The following is a 17,998-nucleotide window of genomic DNA, read 5'->3' as shown; positions in this document are numbered from 1 at the left end:
GTGCGCCGGGCGGGGCGGTGTCGGCAGGATGTCCGGCGTGACCGAGCAGCCGAGCACCGCCACCCCGCCTCGCGCTGTCCTCGATGCCTTCGGCGTGACGGGCGCTCCCGTCCCTCTGACCGGCGGGCAGGGGCGAAGCGTTCTCGTCGGCGGGGCTGTCTTCAAGCCGGCCGAGGGCGCCGCCGCCGAAGCCGAATGGGCTGCTTCCCTGTTCGAGCGGCTGGCGCCGGACAGCGGCTTCCGCGTCCCGCTTCCGCTGCGGGCCGCCGATGGCAGAAGCGTCGTGGACGGCTGGACGGCCGCCGAGTTCCTGACCGGTGAGCCCGGCCCGAGCGGGCACTGGGCCGATGTGCTCGGCGCGGGCCGTGCCCTTCACTCCGCCCTGCGGCAGTACCCCCGGCCCGACTTCCTCGGCCGGCGCACCCATCCCTGGGCGGTGGCCGACCGAGTGGCGTGGGGCGAACAGGACGTCGAGGTGACCGACGACCTCGCCGCCCCGTTCTCGGCCCTCCTGGCGCTGAGGCGCCCCGTGCAACAGGACGCGGCGCAGCTCATCCACGGCGACCTCAGCGGCAATGTGCTCTTCGCGGAGGGCGAAGCGCCCGCTGTGATCGACTTTTCGCCGTACTGGCGGCCTCCGGTGTTCGCCGAGGCGGTCGTGGTCGCCGATGGCCTGCTGTGGTTCGACCTTCCGCCCGACATGCTGACGTATGGAAGCGATCATCCCGACTGGCAGCAGATGCTGATCCGCGCACTGATCTTCAGACTCGTAGCGCAGAGCGAGAGCACGGGGCCGTCGGGGCGGACCGGCCCCGGTGAGCGGGCCCGGTATGCACGGGCGACCGACGAAGTGGCGAGAAAGCTGACGGCACTTCAGCGGTAGCCCCTTCCCGACCCGGACGGGTATCCACGGCCGCCGGTCACCCGGCCCGCCTCTCCCCGGCCCGGGTGGCGGCGAGGGTGCCGAGGAGAGCGAGGGCCTCGGCGCTCGGGGAGTGTGGCGCGGCGCGGTCGGCACCCCCATGCCTGGGCGCGTCACACCCAGGTACGTCCCCGAACCGCGCCCGACGATCGAGGACATGACCGAGAACCACAGGGACCCCGCACACGTACCCACCGCACCACTCGCACCCGGCACCACGAAGGTGGTGCTGGTCACCGGCGCCACCAGCGGCAACGGCCGGGCGACGGCCCGCCGCCCCGCCCGCGACGGCCACCACGCGGTGCTGACCGGCCGTCGCAGCGACCTGCTGGAGCGCACGGCGGAGCAGCTCATCGAGGAGGGACACCGGGCCGGGGCCAGGTACCTCGACGTCACCGACCGCGCCGGCTTCGCGGACCTGGCCGCCTACGCGATCGCCTACGCGATCAGCAGGCCCGGCGACGTGGACGTCGACGAGATCGTCGTCCGCCCCGCCGCCCAACGCTGAACGGAGCACTCACCGTTACCCCTCTCCCGAGGAGTCCGCCGTCCTCCGGCCGGTCTTGGTACCCGCCGCGTCGGGTCCTCACCGTCTCGCGAGCCGGCTTCCGCAGCGCACCGCCACGACCTGCATCACCCGTCCCCGACCTCACAGGGCAATACCACCAGGACGTTCAGGGCCTTCCGTCGAAAGGGCCCCCGTCGCCGAACGCGAGCCGCCCGAAGTTCTCGCCGATACGGCGGTGAGCCGCAGGATCGGGGTGGATCTCGTCGGGCAGCGGGAGTTCGGCGTAGTCCTTCTCGCCGTACAGGTCACGGCCGTCGAGGTAGTACAGCTCGGGGTCGTCGGCCGCCCGCTGTTCGACGATCCGGGCGAGTTCTTCGCGGATGATGGTGAGCGTCAGACGCCCGGCGGCGCGTTCGGCAGGATCGCCCGTGGCCTTGAACCGCAAGGTCCCGCCGTCGAAGTCGGGCATGAGGGGGCCGGGGGTGTCCTCCTGGACCGGGCACAGGATGGGCGACACGACCAGCAGCGGCGTGGTCGGGTGCCCCTCGCGGATGGTGTCGAGGAATCCGTGTACCGCGGGGCCGAAGGCCCGCAGACGCATCACGTCGCCGTTGACGACATTGATGCCGATCTTCAGGCTGATCAGGTCCGCGGGGGTGTCCCGCATCGCACGGGCGGTGAACGGGTCGAGCAGGGCGCTGCCGCCGAACCCCATGTTCACCAGTTCCACTCCGCCCCGGGAGGCTGCCAGGGCAGGCCAGGTGCCGGTCGGATGGGTGGCGTTCGAGCCGTGGCTGATGGAGCTGCCGTGGTGCAGCCACACCCTGCGCCCGCGGTCCGGCACCGGCGCGACGGGGGCGTTGGCGCGCAGCGCGATCAGCTCGGTGATCTCTGTATGCGGAAGCCAGATCTCGATGTCCTTGTCATGCTCGGGCAGACCGGTGAACCGGGCGGTGCCGACAGGGCCCTCGGACAGCTCGGCGGACTGGGTGACCATGTCGGTGATCGTGCGTACGTTTCCGCCGGGCACCGTGGTCTGGGCGGCGAGGCGGCCGTCCACCAGCAGGTCGTACACGCCGTCGGGCAGGGCCGGAAGCCCCTGGTAGGCCCGCTTGGTGGGCAGTGTGTCCAGATGGATCTCCGTGGCCCGGGTACGGAAGACCAAACGCACGCCGGAGGGCTGGGCCTCGGCCATGGCCAGTTGGTCGTCGGGGATCTGCCGCCGGGCCCGAGCGGGCAGCCGGTGCGGCAGCAGGCCGTGTGCCGTCGTTTCCACGTCGAGGTGACCGCGCAGGATGTCCGCGGTGACAGGTGTGGTGATCCAGTCGTGCTCGGTGTTCATCGCCTCAGCCTTGTTCAGGGTTTTCGTCATCGTCCGTCATGGTTCGTCATCGGACGCTCCGGTGCCTGGCTGTTCCCGTTCGCCGCAGGCTGTCCCGGTCGTCCGGCTGTTCCGGTCGCCCGGCGCGGGCGACCGCCTCCAGCGGTGCGGCCCTCGGTCAGCGCGCGGTGCGGTTCCGCAGCAGGCTGTCGAGGGAGTCCACGACCCAGGCCCAGGACTCCTCCGCCCCCGGGGCGCTGTGCTCGAAGCCTCCGGCCAGCTCCAGGCTGACGTAGCCGTGGAACACGCTGCCCAGCATCCGGACCGCGTGTGTCTGGTCCGGCTCCGGCAGGTCGTAGCCGCGTAGGAGCGCCCGTGCCATCTGCGCATGCCGCACCCCGGCACTGGCGGCCGCCGTCTCGGGATCGAGTCTGAGACGGGCGGCCGCGTACCGGCCGGGGTGCTCGCGGGCGTAGTCGCGATAGGCATCCGCGAAGGCGGCCAGGGCGTCCTTGCCGGCACGCCCGGCCAGGGCATCGGCGACCCGGTCGGCGAGTTCCTCCAGCGCGAACAGCGCGATCCTGGTCTTGAGGTCCTGGGAGTTCTTCAGGTGCGAGTACAGACTCGCGACCTTGACGTCGAACCGCCGGGCGAGCGCGGAGACCGTCACCTGGTCGAAACCGACCTCGTCGGCCAGCTCCGCCCCGGCCAGGGTCAGACGCTCCGGTGTCAGTCCTGCTCTAACCATAAACTTTCTCCAATCTGACGATAACTATTATGCTTTTGCCTAAAGCTTATAGGCAAACTAGCCTGCGATTCATGAAACCCATGACCGAGCGGGAGATCCGCACCGCCTTCGTGAACTGCACCAAGGGCGAGGCCAAGCGCCTGTTCATCCCCCATGACCTGGCCGAGCGGCCCTGGGACGACCTGGACTTCCTCGGCTGGAGGGATCCCCAGGCCTCCAACCGGGCCTACCTCGCCACCGAGCTGGACGGCCGCCCGACGGCACTCGCCCTGCGCTGCCCCACCCACATCCCCTGGCAGACTCGGCGCAGCATGTGTTCGATGTGCGTGACCACCCACACCGGCGGCGTCTCGCTCATGGTCGCCGCGAAGGCGGGCAGGGCGGGACAGCAGGGAAACTCGGTGGGCGCCTACATATGCAGCGACCTGGCCTGCCCGCTGTACGTGCGAGGCAAGAAGGACGCAGGCGTCGGTGCACGGCTCCACGAATCGCTCACCCTGGAGGACAAGATCCAGCGGACCGTCACGAACCTCTCGGCGTTCGTCGCCAAGGTCATCGCATAACGGAACCGGCCACGCACATCACAACGTGTGTGCCGTGCCGTGCCGTGCCGTGCCGTGCCGTGCCGTGCTGTGCGTGAGTGATCGAGCGAGTACGGAAGACATGCGTGGGTGAGACCGTTCCGCCCGGATCTCACCCTTCGGCCGCGGCGCCCTGCTGCGGCAGCATCGCCTCGAACGTCCGCGTGGCGGCTTCCGCCGGAGGCTCCGGGAACCGAGCAACGCAGACATGCCACTGCAGATCGGTGCCGTCGATCCACAACCGCCTGATGCCGTCCCCCGTTTCGGCAGGCTGCGGGGCCCGCGCGTTTGGATCAGTTGGTCGTTGGTTCGGGTTGTGCCGTTAACAGATGGGCGGTGGGCGCGGATTGAGCCGTTACCGCCGGACAGGACTCCCAAGCGCGGTGGCCGGTGGTGGGACCACCGGGAGGTGCGGGACCACCGGGAGGTGATCGACGCGATTGCCTTCAAGTTCCAGACCGGATCGCAGTGGGTGCACCTGCCCGAGAAGTACGGAAACTGGAGAGGTGTATACAACCGGCTGCGGATGTGGGCACTCGGCGGCATCAAGGCGCCGTCATCACCGGGATGGCGAGTGGTGGCGATCAGCACTGCCTGGTCAACGTCAAGCCATGGAGGTTCGAGAGGGGAGACGCCCCTGCTTCCGCGTGACTGGCGAAAGAAGGCGGAGTGTGGATCATCGGCGAACATGTCCATGATTGGGACGCGTACGCCATCTGCTCGGGGTTCGACACGAAGGCAAGTGGGTCCTTGAACCACGGATGACCTTCGCCAACACCGCATCGCCCGGATGATGCCAGAGGTTGCGCTCGATGAGCGACACCAGCGGGGCGGGCAGAGCAAGTCCACGGACTATCGAAGGCGCCATGGCGCACAGCTTCGCACGGCGGACAACACCAAGGAGACACGCTCTACTCCGCCAGGTCCGCCGCGAGGTCGTCGCGCCAGCGTACGGACCGGCGCTGGTTCAGGACCGTCTCCGCCGCGGCCGGCAGGGGCAGCAGCAGGAACTCGCGCACTGCCCCTGCCGCCGAGTGCCGCACGGCCCACGCGGCGAGGTCGTCCGCGGCGATGGGCGACGGGGCCGATTGGTGCCGGGCCGCGTCCAGCAGCCCCCGTGCCGCCCGGGACTCCGCGGCGAGGGTCCTCATCCGAAGGTCGAGTGCCCCGTCGGCCGCGAGATCCACCGGCTCGTCCCGGCGGATCCGCTCCACTGCCTGCGCGATCTCCGGGTAGGTGTCTATGCCGGTCTCGGACGCCAGCCGGGCGAGCTGCGCCGCCATCGCGGAACGCAGCCGCTCCGGCGGTGTCCGGTCAACGAGCCCGCCGAGGTCGAAATCACGTACCGAGGAGACCGGGTGCCGCGTCGACAGCACGTCGTCGAGGACCGGGAGCAGCAGCGCGCTCTCCAGTGGCGCGTCGCCGTCGTCCTGCGGATCCCAGGTGATGCCGTGCTCCGTCGCCAGCTCGGCCAGCAGCCGGGCGTACGCGGCCGTCGACCCGGGCCAGGGATCGCCGCCCAGTCTCTGCCAATGCTGCCTGGCGGGCCCGATCATGTGGTCCTCGCGGGGCGAGTCGACCCGGCGGGCCGCCTCGGGCCGATCCACGCCGTCCTCGGTGACGGTGACGCGTACCTCCGGCCCCTGCTTCGTCAGCCGCACGACCCGGGTGCCACGGGACAGCCGGCGCAGCACCTCCGGGCGGCGGAACTGGGCGTCACCGCCCTCCTGGGTGGCGTACGACCAACCATCACCACACCAGCCGACCCGGACCATTGGACGGTACGCCGACCAGGGCGCGGCGGCCGACAGCCTCGCCTGCTCCCGGCTGCGCGGCCCGGCGGTCGAGGGCACGGAGCCCAACCGGTCCCACAGCTCCACGGGGGGTATGCCCGCCACGAACACGACATCCGGCTGCACGGGCGCGGCCTGCGAGGCCGGCGCCCCGATGGCAACGACGGTGTACGGCCCGTCAGGCCGCGGGACGGACGGGACCGGTCCGGCCGCAGACGGGACCAGCGGCTCGGTGGCCTCGGCGGCGAGGCCGAGGGGGGAAAGCGGATCAGGGACGGTCGTCCTGTCGTCGTCCCAGATCAATTGGCCCTCGAAGCCGAGCGGTGTCCGCCCATTGAAAGGGGTGCCGTTGTCCAGAGCCGCGGCGAAGTCGGCGAGGACGTGGCGCAGTCCCGGCCAAGGGGTGAAGGACGGGCTGTCCTCGTCGAAGTACCGGCCGACGCGCCCGTGGTTCGGGCCGGGGCGGGAGACCAGGAAGAGCCCGTCGGAGGACTGCCAGCCGATGCCCAGGGTGATCAGCAGCCGTTCGTGCGGCCAGTACGCGTGCTCGTCGCGTTCCTCGTCGAGATCGTCCTCGTCCTCGTCGAGGTCCGCGCCGATGCTCCGCAGGAACTCGGTGCTCTGGACGATGTCCTCGATGCCGGACAGGGGTCCGTAGTAGCCCAGCGTCGGCGTTCCGTCCTGGAGCTGTACACCGTCGTGACGCAGCAGCGACTCCTTCAGGTCGGGCGGGAACGTCACCCCGAGACGGAGTTCGGCCGCCGCGATGTCCTCGGGCAGGGCCGGCGGCCGGAGCAGCCCGTGGCTGACGGCAGCGTGCTGTGCGAGCCAGGATTCGATGCGGGCCCAGGACTGTTCGACGGTGAACGTGGTCATGTTGGCACTCTAGGTGCGGGTACTGACAGTCCCACGAGGCCGACTCGGCACAGGGATCGGCAATCACCGATGCATCGCCCTCGCCTGGTGCCTGGGTCTGACCGCCCTCGGCCACCACTGGTCCAAGGCACAGCTCGCCGGCTCAACCGCTCACCGGCTCAACCACTCAACCGCGACCCCGAACAGACGACATGACGATCGCCCGCCGCACACCACCTCCACCCCAATTCGTTCGGCGTTGAACGACGACTCGCGTAGGGTGCCCCAGTCATCGGGGCGGAAGCGGAATACGGAATGCGGAAGGTGGGTCGCGGGCAATGGCACCGAAGAAAGTGACGCGGAATCAGCTGGCGGGTGCGGCGCGGGCCGCGCTGGGCGGCGGGCGACGGCTGGAGGCGGTCGAGCGGCTCACGGGCGGCACCAGGAAAGGCGTCTACCGGCTGACGATGGACGATTCCACGACGGCGATCGCCTACCTGTGGGAGGACTCCGAGAACTACTGGCCGACCACCGAGCACGACGACGACCTCGCCGACCCGTTCTCTCCCGGCTTCGGGCTCGACCTGTTCGAGGCCGCGCACGCGCGGCTGGAGGCACTCGGCCTTCGGGTCCTTGAAGTCCACCTGGTCGACCGCGACCGTACCCACTACCCGGCCGACCTCGCGATCGTCGAAGACATGCCCGGCGGGGCCCTGATGGACCTGCGGAACCGCGACCCGCACGCCGCGGAGCCGACCATGATGCGCCTCGCCGAGAGCCTGGCGGTGATGCGCAGTCACCGTGCGCCGTCCTTCGGCAAAGTGGCCTTGATCGACGGGGGCGGCACATCGCGTTACGCCTCGTGCGAGCAGGCAGCCCTGGCCTTCGCGCTGCGCTGCCTCGCCGAGGCGACCGCGCGCGACCACAGGATCGCCGATGCCCGCGACCAGTTGGAGGAGCGGCTGCGTCAGCTGACCGCGGCGGTGCGGCCGCGCGCCGAGTACTCCGTCGTCCACGGCGAGCTGGGCCTGGACCACGTCATGGTCGACCGGAACGGCCATCCCGTCGTGATCGACATCGAGGACCTGATGTACTTCGACGTCGAGTGGGAGCACGTGTTCCTACGCCTCCGCCATTCCGACAGCCAGTATCAGCAACTGGCGGCGGACGGCCTCGACGAGGACCGCCTCGCGCTCTACAAACTCACCCAGCACCTGTCGCTGACGGCCGGCCCGCTGCGCCTGCTCGACGGGGACTTCCCCGACCGGGAGTTCATGCGAGGGATCGCCGAGCACCACCTGAACGAGGCGCTGGCGATGGCCCCGGCGACCTGAAGACGCGACCGGTGCCCGTGTGCTGCGAGGGCCTACAGCTCCAACACGCCTGATACATAAGCCACGTCAGCGGAGACACTCACTTCAGGGCCGAGACCGATGCGTACGAGAACGGGACGCACCTCCACGTCAGCCTCGGGTGAGACACCGGGCTCGCGGCAAACCCGTTCGCGCGGGGTTTCCCCGGCTGCGTACGGTCTGCACATGACGAGGACCACGCCGGACAGACCGGTGTCCGTGGAGGCCGTGTTCCCGGAGCTGGCCTCCTACCGGGGCCGGACGACCCGGTTGCACCCCAGGCCGGGGCGGCCCGGCATGCGGGACAGCCATGTCGGAGGGCCGATGCTGTGGCCGGATGGCGAACCATGGCCGGTCTGCCCCGAGCCGCACCAGCGCGAGACCGAGGGGTACGCACGGGACGAGATCCTCAGCGCCGTGCCGCAGGCACATGGCCGCGGAGCCGGCCGTGGCCCGGCGCCGGAACACCTGGGGAGGACGGACCGGCGCCCTTCGTCGGGCTCGCCCAGTTCTTCCGACGCGATATCCCGGGCCTTGCGCCCGGACCCGAGGGTGCGGACCTGGTGCAGCTCTGCCGCTGCCCGCTCACCCACGGCCCGTACCTGGAGCGCCGGTACCACCTGCGGTGGCGTCGGACACGGGAGACCGAGCGCGCGGAACGCTTCCTCGCCACGCCTCCCGAAGTGCCCCCTGCTGCGGTGGGAGCACGACCTTCCCGAGCCGTGTGTCCTCACCCGGAAGAGGTGGACACCAGCCCCGATGGGTGCTCGCCTGACACTCCAGTCATGGACTGTGATCTCGCGCGTATCGCAACGGCCTTCTGCCGACGGGCGAACGAGGTCCTGCGGACGGCCTCGGCTTTTTTCGTGGCCCAGCTCGACCCGACCCGGCCCAGGTGACGGCGCTCCTCGACGAGCACCCGCACCTGGGGGTCGAGCCCGTACTCCGGGAACTGTCCATCCCTTCCTCCACCTACTACCGCTGGCGCCGTGCCGAGCGCGAGCCGTGCGAACGCGTGCGCCGGGACGCGGAACTCACCGAGCAGATCAAGGAGATCCACGCCGGCTCGGGCGGGATCTACGGCTCGCCGCGCGTGCGTGCCGTGCTCAAGCGTGAGGGCGTCCACGTGGGCCGCAAGCGGGTCGAGCGCCTGATGCGCGAGGCCGACCTCGCTGGGATCAGCCCGCGTCGCAAGGGTTTCACGCGCCGGGATCCCAAGGTCACCCTGGCCCCGGACCTGGTCCAGCGCGACTTCACCGCGAGTGCACCGAACCGGCCGTGGGTCACCGACCTGACGATGATCGCGACCGGCGAGGGCCCGTTGTGGCTGTCCGCGATCCGGGACGCGTTCTCCCGCCGGGTGGTGGCCTGGGAGACCTCCGCCCGTGCGGACGCCGACCTGGTGCTGTCCACGCTCGAGTACGCCCTCGCTTCCCGCGAGGTCGAGCCCGGCCAGCTCATTCATCACGCGGATCACCGCTGTCATGGGGCTGTTGGGCTTGGCGGTGGCGGCATGCGGCATGGAGGCTGACATGCAGTCCTTCAACTTCGTCTGGCCAGCCCTCCCGCCGGGCCTCGGTCTGGCTAGGCTGCCGGTCATGAACCCGGCCATGACCAGCGGTGCGACCAGCGGTGTGTCCCCTGAGCCCGTCATTCTTGACGCCATGGAGCTGACTTCCGATCCGGGACTGGAAGCCCGGTTCGCGGAGTCGGCCCACCAGATCCTGTCGCACCTGGTCAGTGGAGGTGCCGCACTGGGCTGGGTCGAACCACCCTCACGGGATGAGGTGGCGGAGCTTCTCGGCCACGTCTTCTCCGCGGTGCGGGCCGGGGATGCGGCCCTGCGCGCCGCGTACCTCGGCCGTCGGCTTGTCGGGGTGGGGTACTGGCTCCGTTACGCCCGACCGACCCATCGGCCGCACGCCGATCTGGAGAAGCTCGCGGTAGATGCCAGTGCCCATGGTCGTGGCATCGGCCGGGCGCTCACCGCTGCCTTGATCGCTGACGCCCGGGAAGCGGGGATCGAGGTCCTCACCCTGGATGCCCGTGGCGACAACACCCATGCCCTGCACCTCTACCGTTCGCTGGGCTTCACCGAATACGGCCGACTGCCCGACTTCGTCGCCGTCGGTGAGCGGCGGTACGACAAGGTCTTCTGCATGCTGGACCTCCGGCAACAAGGCTGACCGCTGCCCGGCCAGAAGCGCCGTAGCGGCGTAGCGTCCCGGACTCGGCGACGCCCGTCCGCGTGCGAGCGGGCGTACATCGTCTGGAACCGCGCTCGTCCGTCGGGCCGGTGCCGGGAGAGGCGTCCGTCGGGCAGGCGTCGGGACCGAGGCTTCCGTCGGGCAGGTGCTGGGACCAAGCCGCCTGCTCGTCCGGCCGGTGTCGGCCGACGGCGGCTTCCGTCGGGCAGGTGCTGGGACCAAGCCGCCTGCTCGTCCGGCCGGTGTCGGCCGACGGCCCGCATGCGCTATAGTTGATCTTGGCAGCTCGCCGGAATCACCGGTGACTGACGGTGCGTTGGTGGTCCAAGGAAAGACGCCCCGCTTCCCGCGGGGAAATGCAGGTGCAAGGCCTGCCCAGCGCTCGCTCACGAAGCCCTTCCCCTCAACCGGGGAAGGGTTTCGTCATGTTCCACTGATGCAACGTTCGGAGAGAGCGTCGCCTGGGACCTGCCGCCTCACCGGCGCCTCACCGTCGTGTCATTACCTCGCCCGGGGCCCCGGGCTCCCTGCACCTGTCGGTGTGGCTCCTCGGGAACGCCGACGCCATCCGCGTACGGCGTCCTGCTGCCGCTCGACTGCCGGAGGAGCGCGAGGGCCTCCTCGGATGAGGAGCCGGCGGGAGTGGTGCACACGATGAGCGCCTGCTCCGGTGAACGGGCGACCGCCAGTGTCTGCTGTGTCACCGTCACCGTGCCGACGACGGGATGGCGCAGCTCGTAGGTCGCGGCATCGCATGGCGCCACACGGTGGTCCGCCCATAGTGCGACGAACTCCGGGCTCTTCATCGTCAGCTCGCCGATCAGCTCCGCGAGCAGCGGGTCGTCCGGGTACTTGCCGACGGCGATGCGCAGGTTGCCGACCACCGCGCGCGCCTTTCGCTTCCAGTCCGCGTACAGCTCCTGACAGTGCAGGTCCAGGAAGAGCATCCGGCTCATGTTCGGGCGTCGTGCCGGGACATCCGGGCCGAGGAAGTCCAGATGGCCTGCCAGCAGGGTGTGCCCGAGAGCGTTCCAGGCGAGCACGTCCGTACGGCGGCCGAGGACGATCGCCGGTACGCCGTCGACGGCACGCAGGAGGTCGCGAGTTTCGTCGGCGAGTTTCTCGGGCCGCGGGCGGCGCAGCCGGGGCGCGTGGCGGGCGGTGCCGGCGAGCCGGTCGAGGTGCTCGCGCTCGTGGTCGTCGAGCAGGAGAGCGCGGGCGATCGCGTCGAGCACCTCGGCCGAGGCCCCGCGGGACTGGCCCTGTTCCAGCCGTGCGTAGTACGAGACGCTGACGCCCGCCAGCTGGGCCAGTTCCTCGCGCCGGAGCCCGGCCACCCGCCTTCGCGGTCCGAGGTCGCGCAGGCCGACGTCCTCGGGGCGCAGCTGCGCCCGTCGGGCTTGGAGGAAGGCGCCGAGCGGGCCGGGTCCGTTCATCCCTCCAGTATTCGGTGCGCGACCCGGTCCCTGCCACACCCTGTGAGGGGTGGGACAACCCGGGAGTGGTACGTACCCGTCCGCGCGTCCAGGATCGGTCTCATCCGGCTACGTACCCCCAGACCCGAGGACGGACCACATGGATCAGAGCGCGGAGCGGATCACTCTCGGCGACGTCACCATCAGCCGTGTCACTGAGTTTTCCGGCTCGTCGGAGATGTCTCCGGGCCAGTTCTTCCCGGACAGCCCCCACGGCTCCTGGGACGAGAACCGCGACTGGCTGGAGCCCGACTTCTGGAACCCGCGGACGGACGAGTGCCATACGGCGATCCAGTCCTGGCTGTTGCGGAGCGAGGGGCGCACGATCCTCGTCGACACCGGCGTGGGCAACCACAAGGACCGGCCCTACGCGCCGGTGTGGAACCGCCTGGACACCAACTACCTCGGCCACCTCGCCGCCGCCGGGGTGCGGCCCGAGGACGTCGACATCGTGGTCAACACCCACCTGCACATCGATCACGTCGGCTGGAACACCCGCCTGGACGGCCGGACCTGGGTACCGACCTTCCCGAACGCCACGTACCTGATGCCCCGGCGGGACTTCGACTTCTGGGACCCGGCCAACGAGAACAGGACCGTGCTCGGCCGCGGGAACCAGAACGTCTTCGAGGACAGCGTCACGCCGGTCCACCAGGCGGGACTCACTCACCTGTGGGAGGGGACGTACCGGATCGACAAGAACCTGCGTCTCGATCTCGCTCCTGGGCACACTCCCGGCTCGTCCGTGCTCACCCTGGAGTCCGGCGGCGATCAGGCCTTGTTCGTCGGGGACCTGGTGCACACCGCGCTGCAGATCGTGGAGCCGGACATCAGTTCCTGCTTCTGCGAGGACCCGGCGGAGTCCCGCGCCACCCGACACAAGCTGCTCGGCCGTGCCGCCGACAACAACGCGCTCGTCTTCCCGGCGCACTTCGGCGGCCAGGGCGCCGCGGAGGTCGTACGCAGCGGCTCGAAGTTCGCGATCAAGGGGTGGGCGGGCTTCTCCCGCATCTCCTGATGTCCCTTCCAGTTCCTCCAGTTCCTTCAGCTCCTCCAGACCTCCAGTTCCTCCAGAAAGGAGCGTTCCCCGATGCCTCTCTCCAGGAAGCAGGCGTGTCCCGTGCCCCGACAGACAGATCCGGTCGTCGAAACCCCGGCGGGCGCTGTGCGCGGCCTCCGTGACGGATCCGGCGTGCGCTACCGCGCCCTCCCCTACGCGGCGGCCCCCACCGGCGCCGGCCGTTTCGCGCCACCCGTACCGCACCCGGGCTGGTCCGGTGTCCGCGACGGCACGCGGCCCTCGCCGACGGCTCCCCAGCCGGTCCGTGACTTCGGCCGGCTCGACATGGTCCCCTACTTCGGGCCGGGCTGGGTGCCCGGCGAGGAGTACCTGACCGTCGATGTCCACACGCCTGCCGCCGACGGCGGAAGGCGTCCCGTCATGGTCTTCGTGCACGGCGGCGGGTTCGTCACCGGCTCGAACCGCGCCGCGCTCTACGACGGCACCGCGTTCGCCCGCGACGACATCGTCCTCGTGACGGTGAACTACCGCCTCGGCATCCCCGGGTTCCTCGATCTGGCGGGTGCTCCGGCCAACCGCGGACTGCTGGACGTACTCGCCGCGCTCGGCTGGGTACACGACACCGTCGCAGCATTCGGCGGCGACCCCGAGAACGTCACGGTCTTCGGCCAGTCCGCGGGCGCCACGCTCACCGGCGCGCTGCTCGCGACACCGGAGGCAGGCGGTCTGTTCCAGCGAGCGATCATCCAGAGCGGCAACGGCACCGGCGCGTTCACTCCGGAACAAGCACAACGGGTCACCGCCGCGGCGGCCGCCGCACTGGGCGTCGAACCGACCGCCGAGGCGTTCGCCCCGATCCCGGACGAGCGCTTCCTGGCGATCCTGCCCGCACTGACCGGCCTCGACCTCCGTACCAGCACCGCCACGGATCCGCTGGTCGGGCTCAGCCCGTTCAGCCTGGTCCTGCCGGTCCAGCCCGCCGACGGTCTCGCCGACGGCCCGGCGGGCGACATCGACCTGCTCATCGGCACCAACACCGAAGAGGGGCGCCTCTACCTCGCACCGCAGGGTGCCCTGGAGTCAACCACGGAAGCCGACGTACTCGCCGTCACCGCCCGGGTGCATGCGGACCCGGAGACCACCCTCGCCGCGCACCGGGCGGCACGGCCGGACGAAACACCGGGCGAGTTGCGTTCCGCCGTACTCGGGCAGGCCCTGTTCGAGTACGGGACGACGCGCATGGCGCAGGCCCACGCGCGGATTTCTGGCGGCCGCACGCACGTCTACTCCTTCGGGTACCGCTCGACGGCCCTGGACGGGCGACTCGGTGCCGCCCACACCGTCGAACTGCCCTTCGTGTTCGACATCGCCGACCAACCCTGGCTGCACGGGGACACCCGCCTGCTCGGCCCTGCCCCTGCCCCAGCAGGACTCGCAGCCCGGGTACACGGAGCCTGGGTCGCGTTCGCCAACACCGGGAACCCCGGCTGGGCTCCCTGCACGCCGCAGCGTCCCGCGGTGGAAATCCTCGGCGAATGAATGAACAGGTGTCCCGTCCGATCAGATCGTGTCGGGGCGGACAGCAGACCAGACGGGCTCACTGCTCGCCCGTCAGATCTCCACGTGTCTCGACGCGTGATCGTTCCACGAGGCCTGATCGTCCACATCGAGATCCGCTTTCACCACGCACCCTCATCCACCACGGCGCCTCAGTTGCGTCCGCCGCGCTGCCAGCGCTGGGCCTTGAGGGGCGCGGGTCCGCCGGCGAGCCGGTCTGCCCACGCCTGGACCAGGCTCCGCGCCTCGTCCGGGAGCGATCGCACGGCCGCGACCATGCCCGTCGTGCTGTCCTGGTCGTCGTCGACCAGGACAGCCACGAAGCTCAGCCGTCCGTCCGGCTCCGCACCCAGTGGCCGCTGCCCGGCGTCGCCCGGGGTACGGGCGTGCGGGGGCCACTGGGCGGTGACGAGCGTGTACGGGGCATCCGCCGCCAGTTCGCGGTGCAACAGCACCACCGCCGGGACGGCCGTGAACTCTCCGTAGAGACCAGCCCTCCAGTACGGCTCCTCCGTCGCGAACCGCTCGGCGGCGGCGCGGTCGGCGAGGTCGACGATGTGGACGCTTCCCGTGTGCTCTTCTCCGTCGTCGGACAGGGTGGGGCCGCGGAGTATCAACCGGCCGTCGAACCGGTCCATGTACGACCAGTGCGCCTCGGCGAACTCAAGCAACTGGTCAGCTACTCCCGGCTTGTCTTGCGCATGAACGTAGAACAACATGCCGAGACGGTACCGGATTGCTCGGGACAGGGTCCGGCGAGTGCGACGACCGGGCCCGCCGACGCTTCGAGCGCTGGACCAAAACTGCGTCCTTCCTCAGGGACAAGCGTCTGCGGGCGTTCGACTTCGACGCGAGATCGTGCACATCGGTCAGCGCCCAGTCCCGCTTGCCGCACTCGTCGGCGAGGAACAGGGCGAGGTCACGCACGATGGCCAGGGCGGCTTCGATGGCGGAATCGGTGCGGGGCAGCGTTCCCGCCTGCCGGGGCCGCCGCCCACGCGAGCGGATCATGAAGTCGGAGGGTGTGCGTGTTTCTGCTGCCGTCGGGAATCCGGAGAGACGGCTCGGCGATCTCGGGTCGCACACGGCTGGCGACCGACGAGGTCGCCGTCGCGCTGAACGGGCGGCGGGCGACGGTGTCGGGCTGGGAGACCGGCGGGACCGGCAGGACCGAGCCCCGCCCGCCGGAGCGGATGCGTACGCCCGGCTGCTGGACCAGCTCGCGTGAAGACGGAGGTCGGGTGGGTGGGGGGCGGGTGGGGCGAAGTCGCGGCGGATGTGCGGGATGTGCGGTCGGGGCTTCGGGTCCCATGACGCGCCTGATCCTGACCGGGTGCGTCCCACTGGCTTCGTCACCGCACCCGCTTGAGCTGTCGTCGCCCGAGGAGATCGAAGCCGCCCGCACGCCCGCCGACGGCCGGAAGCGCGTTCCGCACATGCTGCGTCCGGGGGTGTCGAGGTGTCCTGAGCGATCGCGCCACCACGCGGACGCGGAAACTCAATGGCAGCGGCAGACCGTCGGGTGGTGTAGTCGGCCATACTGCTTCAACTCACCTCCCAGGAGTGCTCATTGTCAGACATATTCCGATTCGGTGAGGATCTGCCGGTGCGGCGGCTCGGCCTCGGCACCATGGGACTGACCGGACCGGGGGCGTGGGGCGAGCCAGCCGACCGGGACCGGGCAGTCCGGCTGCTGCGCCGGGCGGTGGAGCTGGGGGTCGATCTCGTGGACACCGCCGACTCGTACGGGCCGTATGTCAGCGAGGAGCTGATCGCCCAGGCGCTGTACCCCTATCCGGACGGGCTGGTGATCTCCACGAAGGGCGGCCTGACCCGGCAGGGCCCCGGCCGGTGGCAGGCGGTGGGACGGCCGGAGTACCTGCGCCAGTGCGTCGAGATGAGCTTGCGCCGCCTGCGTTTGGAGCGTATCGACCTCTACCACCTGCACCGCATCGACCCGCAGGTGCCGCTTGCGGAACAGCTCGGTGTTCTCGGCGAGCTGCGTGTCGAGGGAAAGATCCGGCACATCGGCCTGTCGGAGGTGGAGGTGGATGACGTCGTCCGTGCGTGCGAACTGGTGCCCGTCACCAGCGTCCAGAACATCTTCAGCCTCACCCGTCAGCGCTACCGCGATACCCTCGACCACTGCACTCGTGAGGGCATCGGCTTCATTCCGTTCTTCCCGCTGGGCAGGGGCGAACTCAGCCGCTCTGACGGCCCGTTGGGATCATTCGCCGCAGTCAAGGGTGTGTCACCTGCCCAACTGGCCCTCGCCTGGCTGCTGCACCAGTCGCCGAACGTGCTACCGATCCCGGGCACCTCCACCAGGGCCCACCTGGAGCAGAACCTTGGCGCGGCCCACCTCGCTCTCACTTCTGCCGAACTCGCCGAACTCGGCGCCCACTGTTCCGACACCCCTGCTCGCCCGACCCACGAGCCGGGCACCCGTACGCGCAAGGCGTGACAGAAGGGCCCGCCCCCAGGTGAGTGACGCCTGCACCCCTCTCGCTGTACTCGGCACCCGGACTGGCCCGAACGGCGTCAGCCGACACAGAGGGTTGTACTCTCGCACCGCCAGTTCTATCGAGTAGGTGAATGGATGCCGACGTCCGCCATGACGCGTTCGAACGTGCAGGAGATTCTCCTGGACTCGGTGCCCGAGGCGGCGGAGACCATCCGGCTCCTGGCGGAGGAGGACGCGGATGGGGAAGTGCTTCTCTTCCCGCTCCTGAGAGACGGCTTCGCCGACCGGCTGGTGATGCCGGCGCTGCGGCGTCCGTCCGCGCACGAGGATCTCCTGCGCCGTTGCTTCGCATGCGTCGATCTCGGCCTGCGTAGCACGGACACGACACTGAACGACGCTTTCTGGTTCCAGGTGCTGGAGCTCCTGCTCGACGACCTGGACGTGCTCGACGCGGCCTGCCCCTTCATGACCGACGAGACCAGGGACTACGTCCTGGAGAAACTGACGGACTTCGGAGTCCCGCTCACGCCCCACTGGTCGGCATGGGCCGGGAGCAGTCCCCCATGAGCACCAGCCGTGCGGAGGTGGGGAACGGGGCGGGACCGGGAGCCCGGGGGAGGGAAAGCCAGCAACGCGCAGGTGCAGGCCGCAAGCCCTCCAGGGCCGATTACGGCGGGGCAGCATGAGCTGCCGCGTTGTCGACGAGGGCTGTCGGTTGCGAGCCCTCCCCGGCTGAGGACGGGCAGGCTTGCCCCCCTCGGCGTAGGCCTGTGGCACAAGTCGCGAGCCTTTCAGAAGCGATGACGGACGGGGTGACCTGGCCGGTACGGGCGGCGGGGCGGACATCGCCGTGGTGTGTGGGAACGGCTGGTTCGGGCTTTCTCCGATGCCCGTCGCCGGATAGTGAGCTGAACGCCGTGTCGGGCACCATCGCGGCGGCCATCGCTGTCAGAGGAGCGTTGCTGGACGCTGCGCTCGCTCGCTACTACCAGGAGGAATCTGTGGAGCGCTCGGCCCGCGAGCGGGACCACCAGCGTCCCCTCGACGCAGTGCCGACTTCGTCGCTCTGGCCGAGGACTGTCGGCGGGCGCAGTACGACCGGTGGACGACTGAGCACGTGGATCCATTGCCGGACGCGGCCATGCCGGCTTGGGCCGAGTCGTACTGTCTGTACGCCGAGGTGCGCAGCAGCGG

General features: G+C 70.1%; 16 protein-coding genes and 1 pseudogene. 12 read left to right on the top strand and 5 right to left on the bottom strand.

The features are described 5' to 3' along the window. Window positions 1-37: 37 nt before the first annotated feature. Together GA0115234_RS25710 and GA0115234_RS25705 are read left to right on the top strand one after the other, a co-directional pair. A complete protein-coding gene (locus GA0115234_RS25710) occupies window positions 38-883 on the top strand; it encodes an aminoglycoside phosphotransferase (protein WP_093546149.1) in 846 nt (281 codons plus the stop codon). A gap of 196 nt (window positions 884-1,079) precedes the next feature. Then, window positions 1,080-1,430, top strand: a complete 351-nt coding sequence (locus tag GA0115234_RS25705; RefSeq protein ID WP_093546146.1) for an SDR family NAD(P)-dependent oxidoreductase — start codon at window positions 1,080-1,082, stop codon at window positions 1,428-1,430. Window positions 1,431-1,596: 166 nt separating this feature from the next. Here the strand turns inward: GA0115234_RS25705 and GA0115234_RS25700 are convergent, their stop codons facing one another. Together GA0115234_RS25700 and GA0115234_RS25695 are read right to left on the bottom strand one after the other, a co-directional pair. Further along, window positions 1,597-2,772 (bottom strand): GDSL-type esterase/lipase family protein, encoded by a 1,176-nt coding sequence (locus GA0115234_RS25700; RefSeq protein WP_093546143.1) that lies wholly within the window; start codon window positions 2,770-2,772, stop codon window positions 1,597-1,599. 157 nt (window positions 2,773-2,929) lie between these two features. Further along, complete coding sequence (locus tag GA0115234_RS25695) at window positions 2,930-3,499, bottom strand: TetR/AcrR family transcriptional regulator (protein ID WP_093546019.1); 570 nt, start codon at window positions 3,497-3,499, stop codon at window positions 2,930-2,932. A gap of 71 nt (window positions 3,500-3,570) precedes the next feature. Between GA0115234_RS25695 and GA0115234_RS25690 the strand changes: the two genes are divergently transcribed. Both GA0115234_RS25690 and GA0115234_RS44460 read left to right on the top strand, forming a co-directional pair. Next, the gene (locus GA0115234_RS25690) at window positions 3,571-4,062 is read left to right on the top strand and encodes an FBP domain-containing protein (RefSeq protein ID WP_093546016.1); all 492 of its coding nucleotides are present in this window, start codon (window positions 3,571-3,573) and stop codon (window positions 4,060-4,062) included. A gap of 226 nt (window positions 4,063-4,288) precedes the next feature. Beyond that, the gene (locus GA0115234_RS44460; protein WP_093546013.1) at window positions 4,289-4,834 is read left to right on the top strand and encodes a transposase; all 546 of its coding nucleotides are present in this window, start codon (window positions 4,289-4,291) and stop codon (window positions 4,832-4,834) included. A gap of 157 nt (window positions 4,835-4,991) precedes the next feature. Here GA0115234_RS44460 and GA0115234_RS25680 read toward each other — a convergent pair whose 3' ends face one another. Continuing rightward, window positions 4,992-6,749, bottom strand: coding sequence for an SMI1/KNR4 family protein (locus GA0115234_RS25680; protein ID WP_093546010.1), 1,758 nt, complete (start codon window positions 6,747-6,749; stop codon window positions 4,992-4,994). Window positions 6,750-7,066: 317 nt separating this feature from the next. On the opposite strand from GA0115234_RS25680, the gene GA0115234_RS25670 reads away from it, so the two are divergent. From GA0115234_RS25670 to GA0115234_RS25655, 3 genes are all read left to right on the top strand, one after another. After that, window positions 7,067-8,062, top strand: a complete 996-nt coding sequence (locus GA0115234_RS25670; RefSeq protein ID WP_176729272.1) for a phosphotransferase family protein — start codon at window positions 7,067-7,069, stop codon at window positions 8,060-8,062. Window positions 8,063-8,975: 913 nt separating this feature from the next. Next, on the top strand, window positions 8,976-9,611 hold the full coding sequence (locus GA0115234_RS25660) for an IS3 family transposase (protein ID WP_093546007.1): 636 nt from the start codon (window positions 8,976-8,978) through the stop codon (window positions 9,609-9,611). 67 nt (window positions 9,612-9,678) lie between these two features. Next, complete coding sequence (locus GA0115234_RS25655) at window positions 9,679-10,266, top strand: GNAT family N-acetyltransferase (RefSeq protein ID WP_237541730.1); 588 nt, start codon at window positions 9,679-9,681, stop codon at window positions 10,264-10,266. 497 nt (window positions 10,267-10,763) lie between these two features. On the opposite strand, the gene GA0115234_RS25650 is transcribed toward GA0115234_RS25655, so the two are convergent. Further along, entirely contained in the window at window positions 10,764-11,723 is a 960-nt protein-coding gene (locus GA0115234_RS25650) for a helix-turn-helix domain-containing protein (protein WP_093546004.1), read from the bottom strand. A 139-nt stretch (window positions 11,724-11,862) separates the two neighbouring features. Here GA0115234_RS25650 and GA0115234_RS25645 point away from each other — a divergent pair, with 139 nt between their 5' ends. Both GA0115234_RS25645 and GA0115234_RS25640 read left to right on the top strand, forming a co-directional pair. Further along, window positions 11,863-12,780: an MBL fold metallo-hydrolase gene (locus GA0115234_RS25645; protein WP_093546001.1), complete on the top strand. Its 918-nt coding sequence runs from the start codon at window positions 11,863-11,865 to the stop codon at window positions 12,778-12,780. 102 nt (window positions 12,781-12,882) lie between these two features. Then, on the top strand, window positions 12,883-14,322 hold the full coding sequence (locus GA0115234_RS25640) for a carboxylesterase/lipase family protein (RefSeq protein ID WP_093545998.1): 1,440 nt from the start codon (window positions 12,883-12,885) through the stop codon (window positions 14,320-14,322). Between the two features lie 170 nt (window positions 14,323-14,492). On the opposite strand, the gene GA0115234_RS25635 is transcribed toward GA0115234_RS25640, so the two are convergent. After that, on the bottom strand, window positions 14,493-15,059 hold the full coding sequence (locus tag GA0115234_RS25635; RefSeq protein ID WP_093545995.1) for a YciI family protein: 567 nt from the start codon (window positions 15,057-15,059) through the stop codon (window positions 14,493-14,495). Window positions 15,060-15,097: 38 nt separating this feature from the next. Here GA0115234_RS25635 and GA0115234_RS43745 point away from each other — a divergent pair. From GA0115234_RS43745 to GA0115234_RS25625, 3 genes and pseudogenes are all read left to right on the top strand, one after another. Further along, window positions 15,098-15,193 (top strand): annotated as a pseudogene (locus GA0115234_RS43745) (AAA family ATPase); the annotation flags it as partial. A 717-nt stretch (window positions 15,194-15,910) separates the two neighbouring features. After that, the gene (locus tag GA0115234_RS25630; protein WP_256088814.1) at window positions 15,911-16,804 is read left to right on the top strand and encodes an aldo/keto reductase; all 894 of its coding nucleotides are present in this window, start codon (window positions 15,911-15,913) and stop codon (window positions 16,802-16,804) included. Between the two features lie 150 nt (window positions 16,805-16,954). After that, the gene (locus GA0115234_RS25625; RefSeq protein ID WP_093545988.1) at window positions 16,955-17,371 is read left to right on the top strand and encodes a hypothetical protein; all 417 of its coding nucleotides are present in this window, start codon (window positions 16,955-16,957) and stop codon (window positions 17,369-17,371) included. The last annotated feature ends 627 nt before the right edge of the window (window positions 17,372-17,998 follow it).

The organism is Streptomyces sp. DvalAA-43 (assembly GCF_900091725.1).
Classification (GTDB): Bacteria; Actinomycetota; Actinomycetes; order Streptomycetales; family Streptomycetaceae; genus Streptomyces; species Streptomyces pulveraceus.
Note: the sequence above shows the minus strand (reverse complement) of the source record. Positions and strands in the feature narration are given on the sequence as shown.

Coding starts and splice junctions, on each gene's coding strand:
- GA0115234_RS25670 (WP_176729272.1), top strand. CDS start 7,067: ATGGCACCGAAGAAAGTGACGCGGAATCAGCTGGCGGGTGCGGCGCGG.
- GA0115234_RS25635 (WP_093545995.1), bottom strand. CDS start 15,059: ATGTTGTTCTACGTTCATGCGCAAGACAAGCCGGGAGTAGCTGACCAG.
- GA0115234_RS25680 (WP_093546010.1), bottom strand. CDS start 6,749: ATGACCACGTTCACCGTCGAACAGTCCTGGGCCCGCATCGAATCCTGG.
- GA0115234_RS25655 (WP_237541730.1), top strand. CDS start 9,679: ATGAACCCGGCCATGACCAGCGGTGCGACCAGCGGTGTGTCCCCTGAG.
- GA0115234_RS25625 (WP_093545988.1), top strand. CDS start 16,955: ATGACGCGTTCGAACGTGCAGGAGATTCTCCTGGACTCGGTGCCCGAG.
- GA0115234_RS25645 (WP_093546001.1), top strand. CDS start 11,863: ATGGATCAGAGCGCGGAGCGGATCACTCTCGGCGACGTCACCATCAGC.
- GA0115234_RS25695 (WP_093546019.1), bottom strand. CDS start 3,499: ATGGTTAGAGCAGGACTGACACCGGAGCGTCTGACCCTGGCCGGGGCG.
- GA0115234_RS25690 (WP_093546016.1), top strand. CDS start 3,571: ATGAAACCCATGACCGAGCGGGAGATCCGCACCGCCTTCGTGAACTGC.
- GA0115234_RS25705 (WP_093546146.1), top strand. CDS start 1,080: ATGACCGAGAACCACAGGGACCCCGCACACGTACCCACCGCACCACTC.
- GA0115234_RS44460 (WP_093546013.1), top strand. CDS start 4,289: ATGCCACTGCAGATCGGTGCCGTCGATCCACAACCGCCTGATGCCGTC.
- GA0115234_RS25700 (WP_093546143.1), bottom strand. CDS start 2,772: ATGAACACCGAGCACGACTGGATCACCACACCTGTCACCGCGGACATC.
- GA0115234_RS25650 (WP_093546004.1), bottom strand. CDS start 11,723: ATGAACGGACCCGGCCCGCTCGGCGCCTTCCTCCAAGCCCGACGGGCG.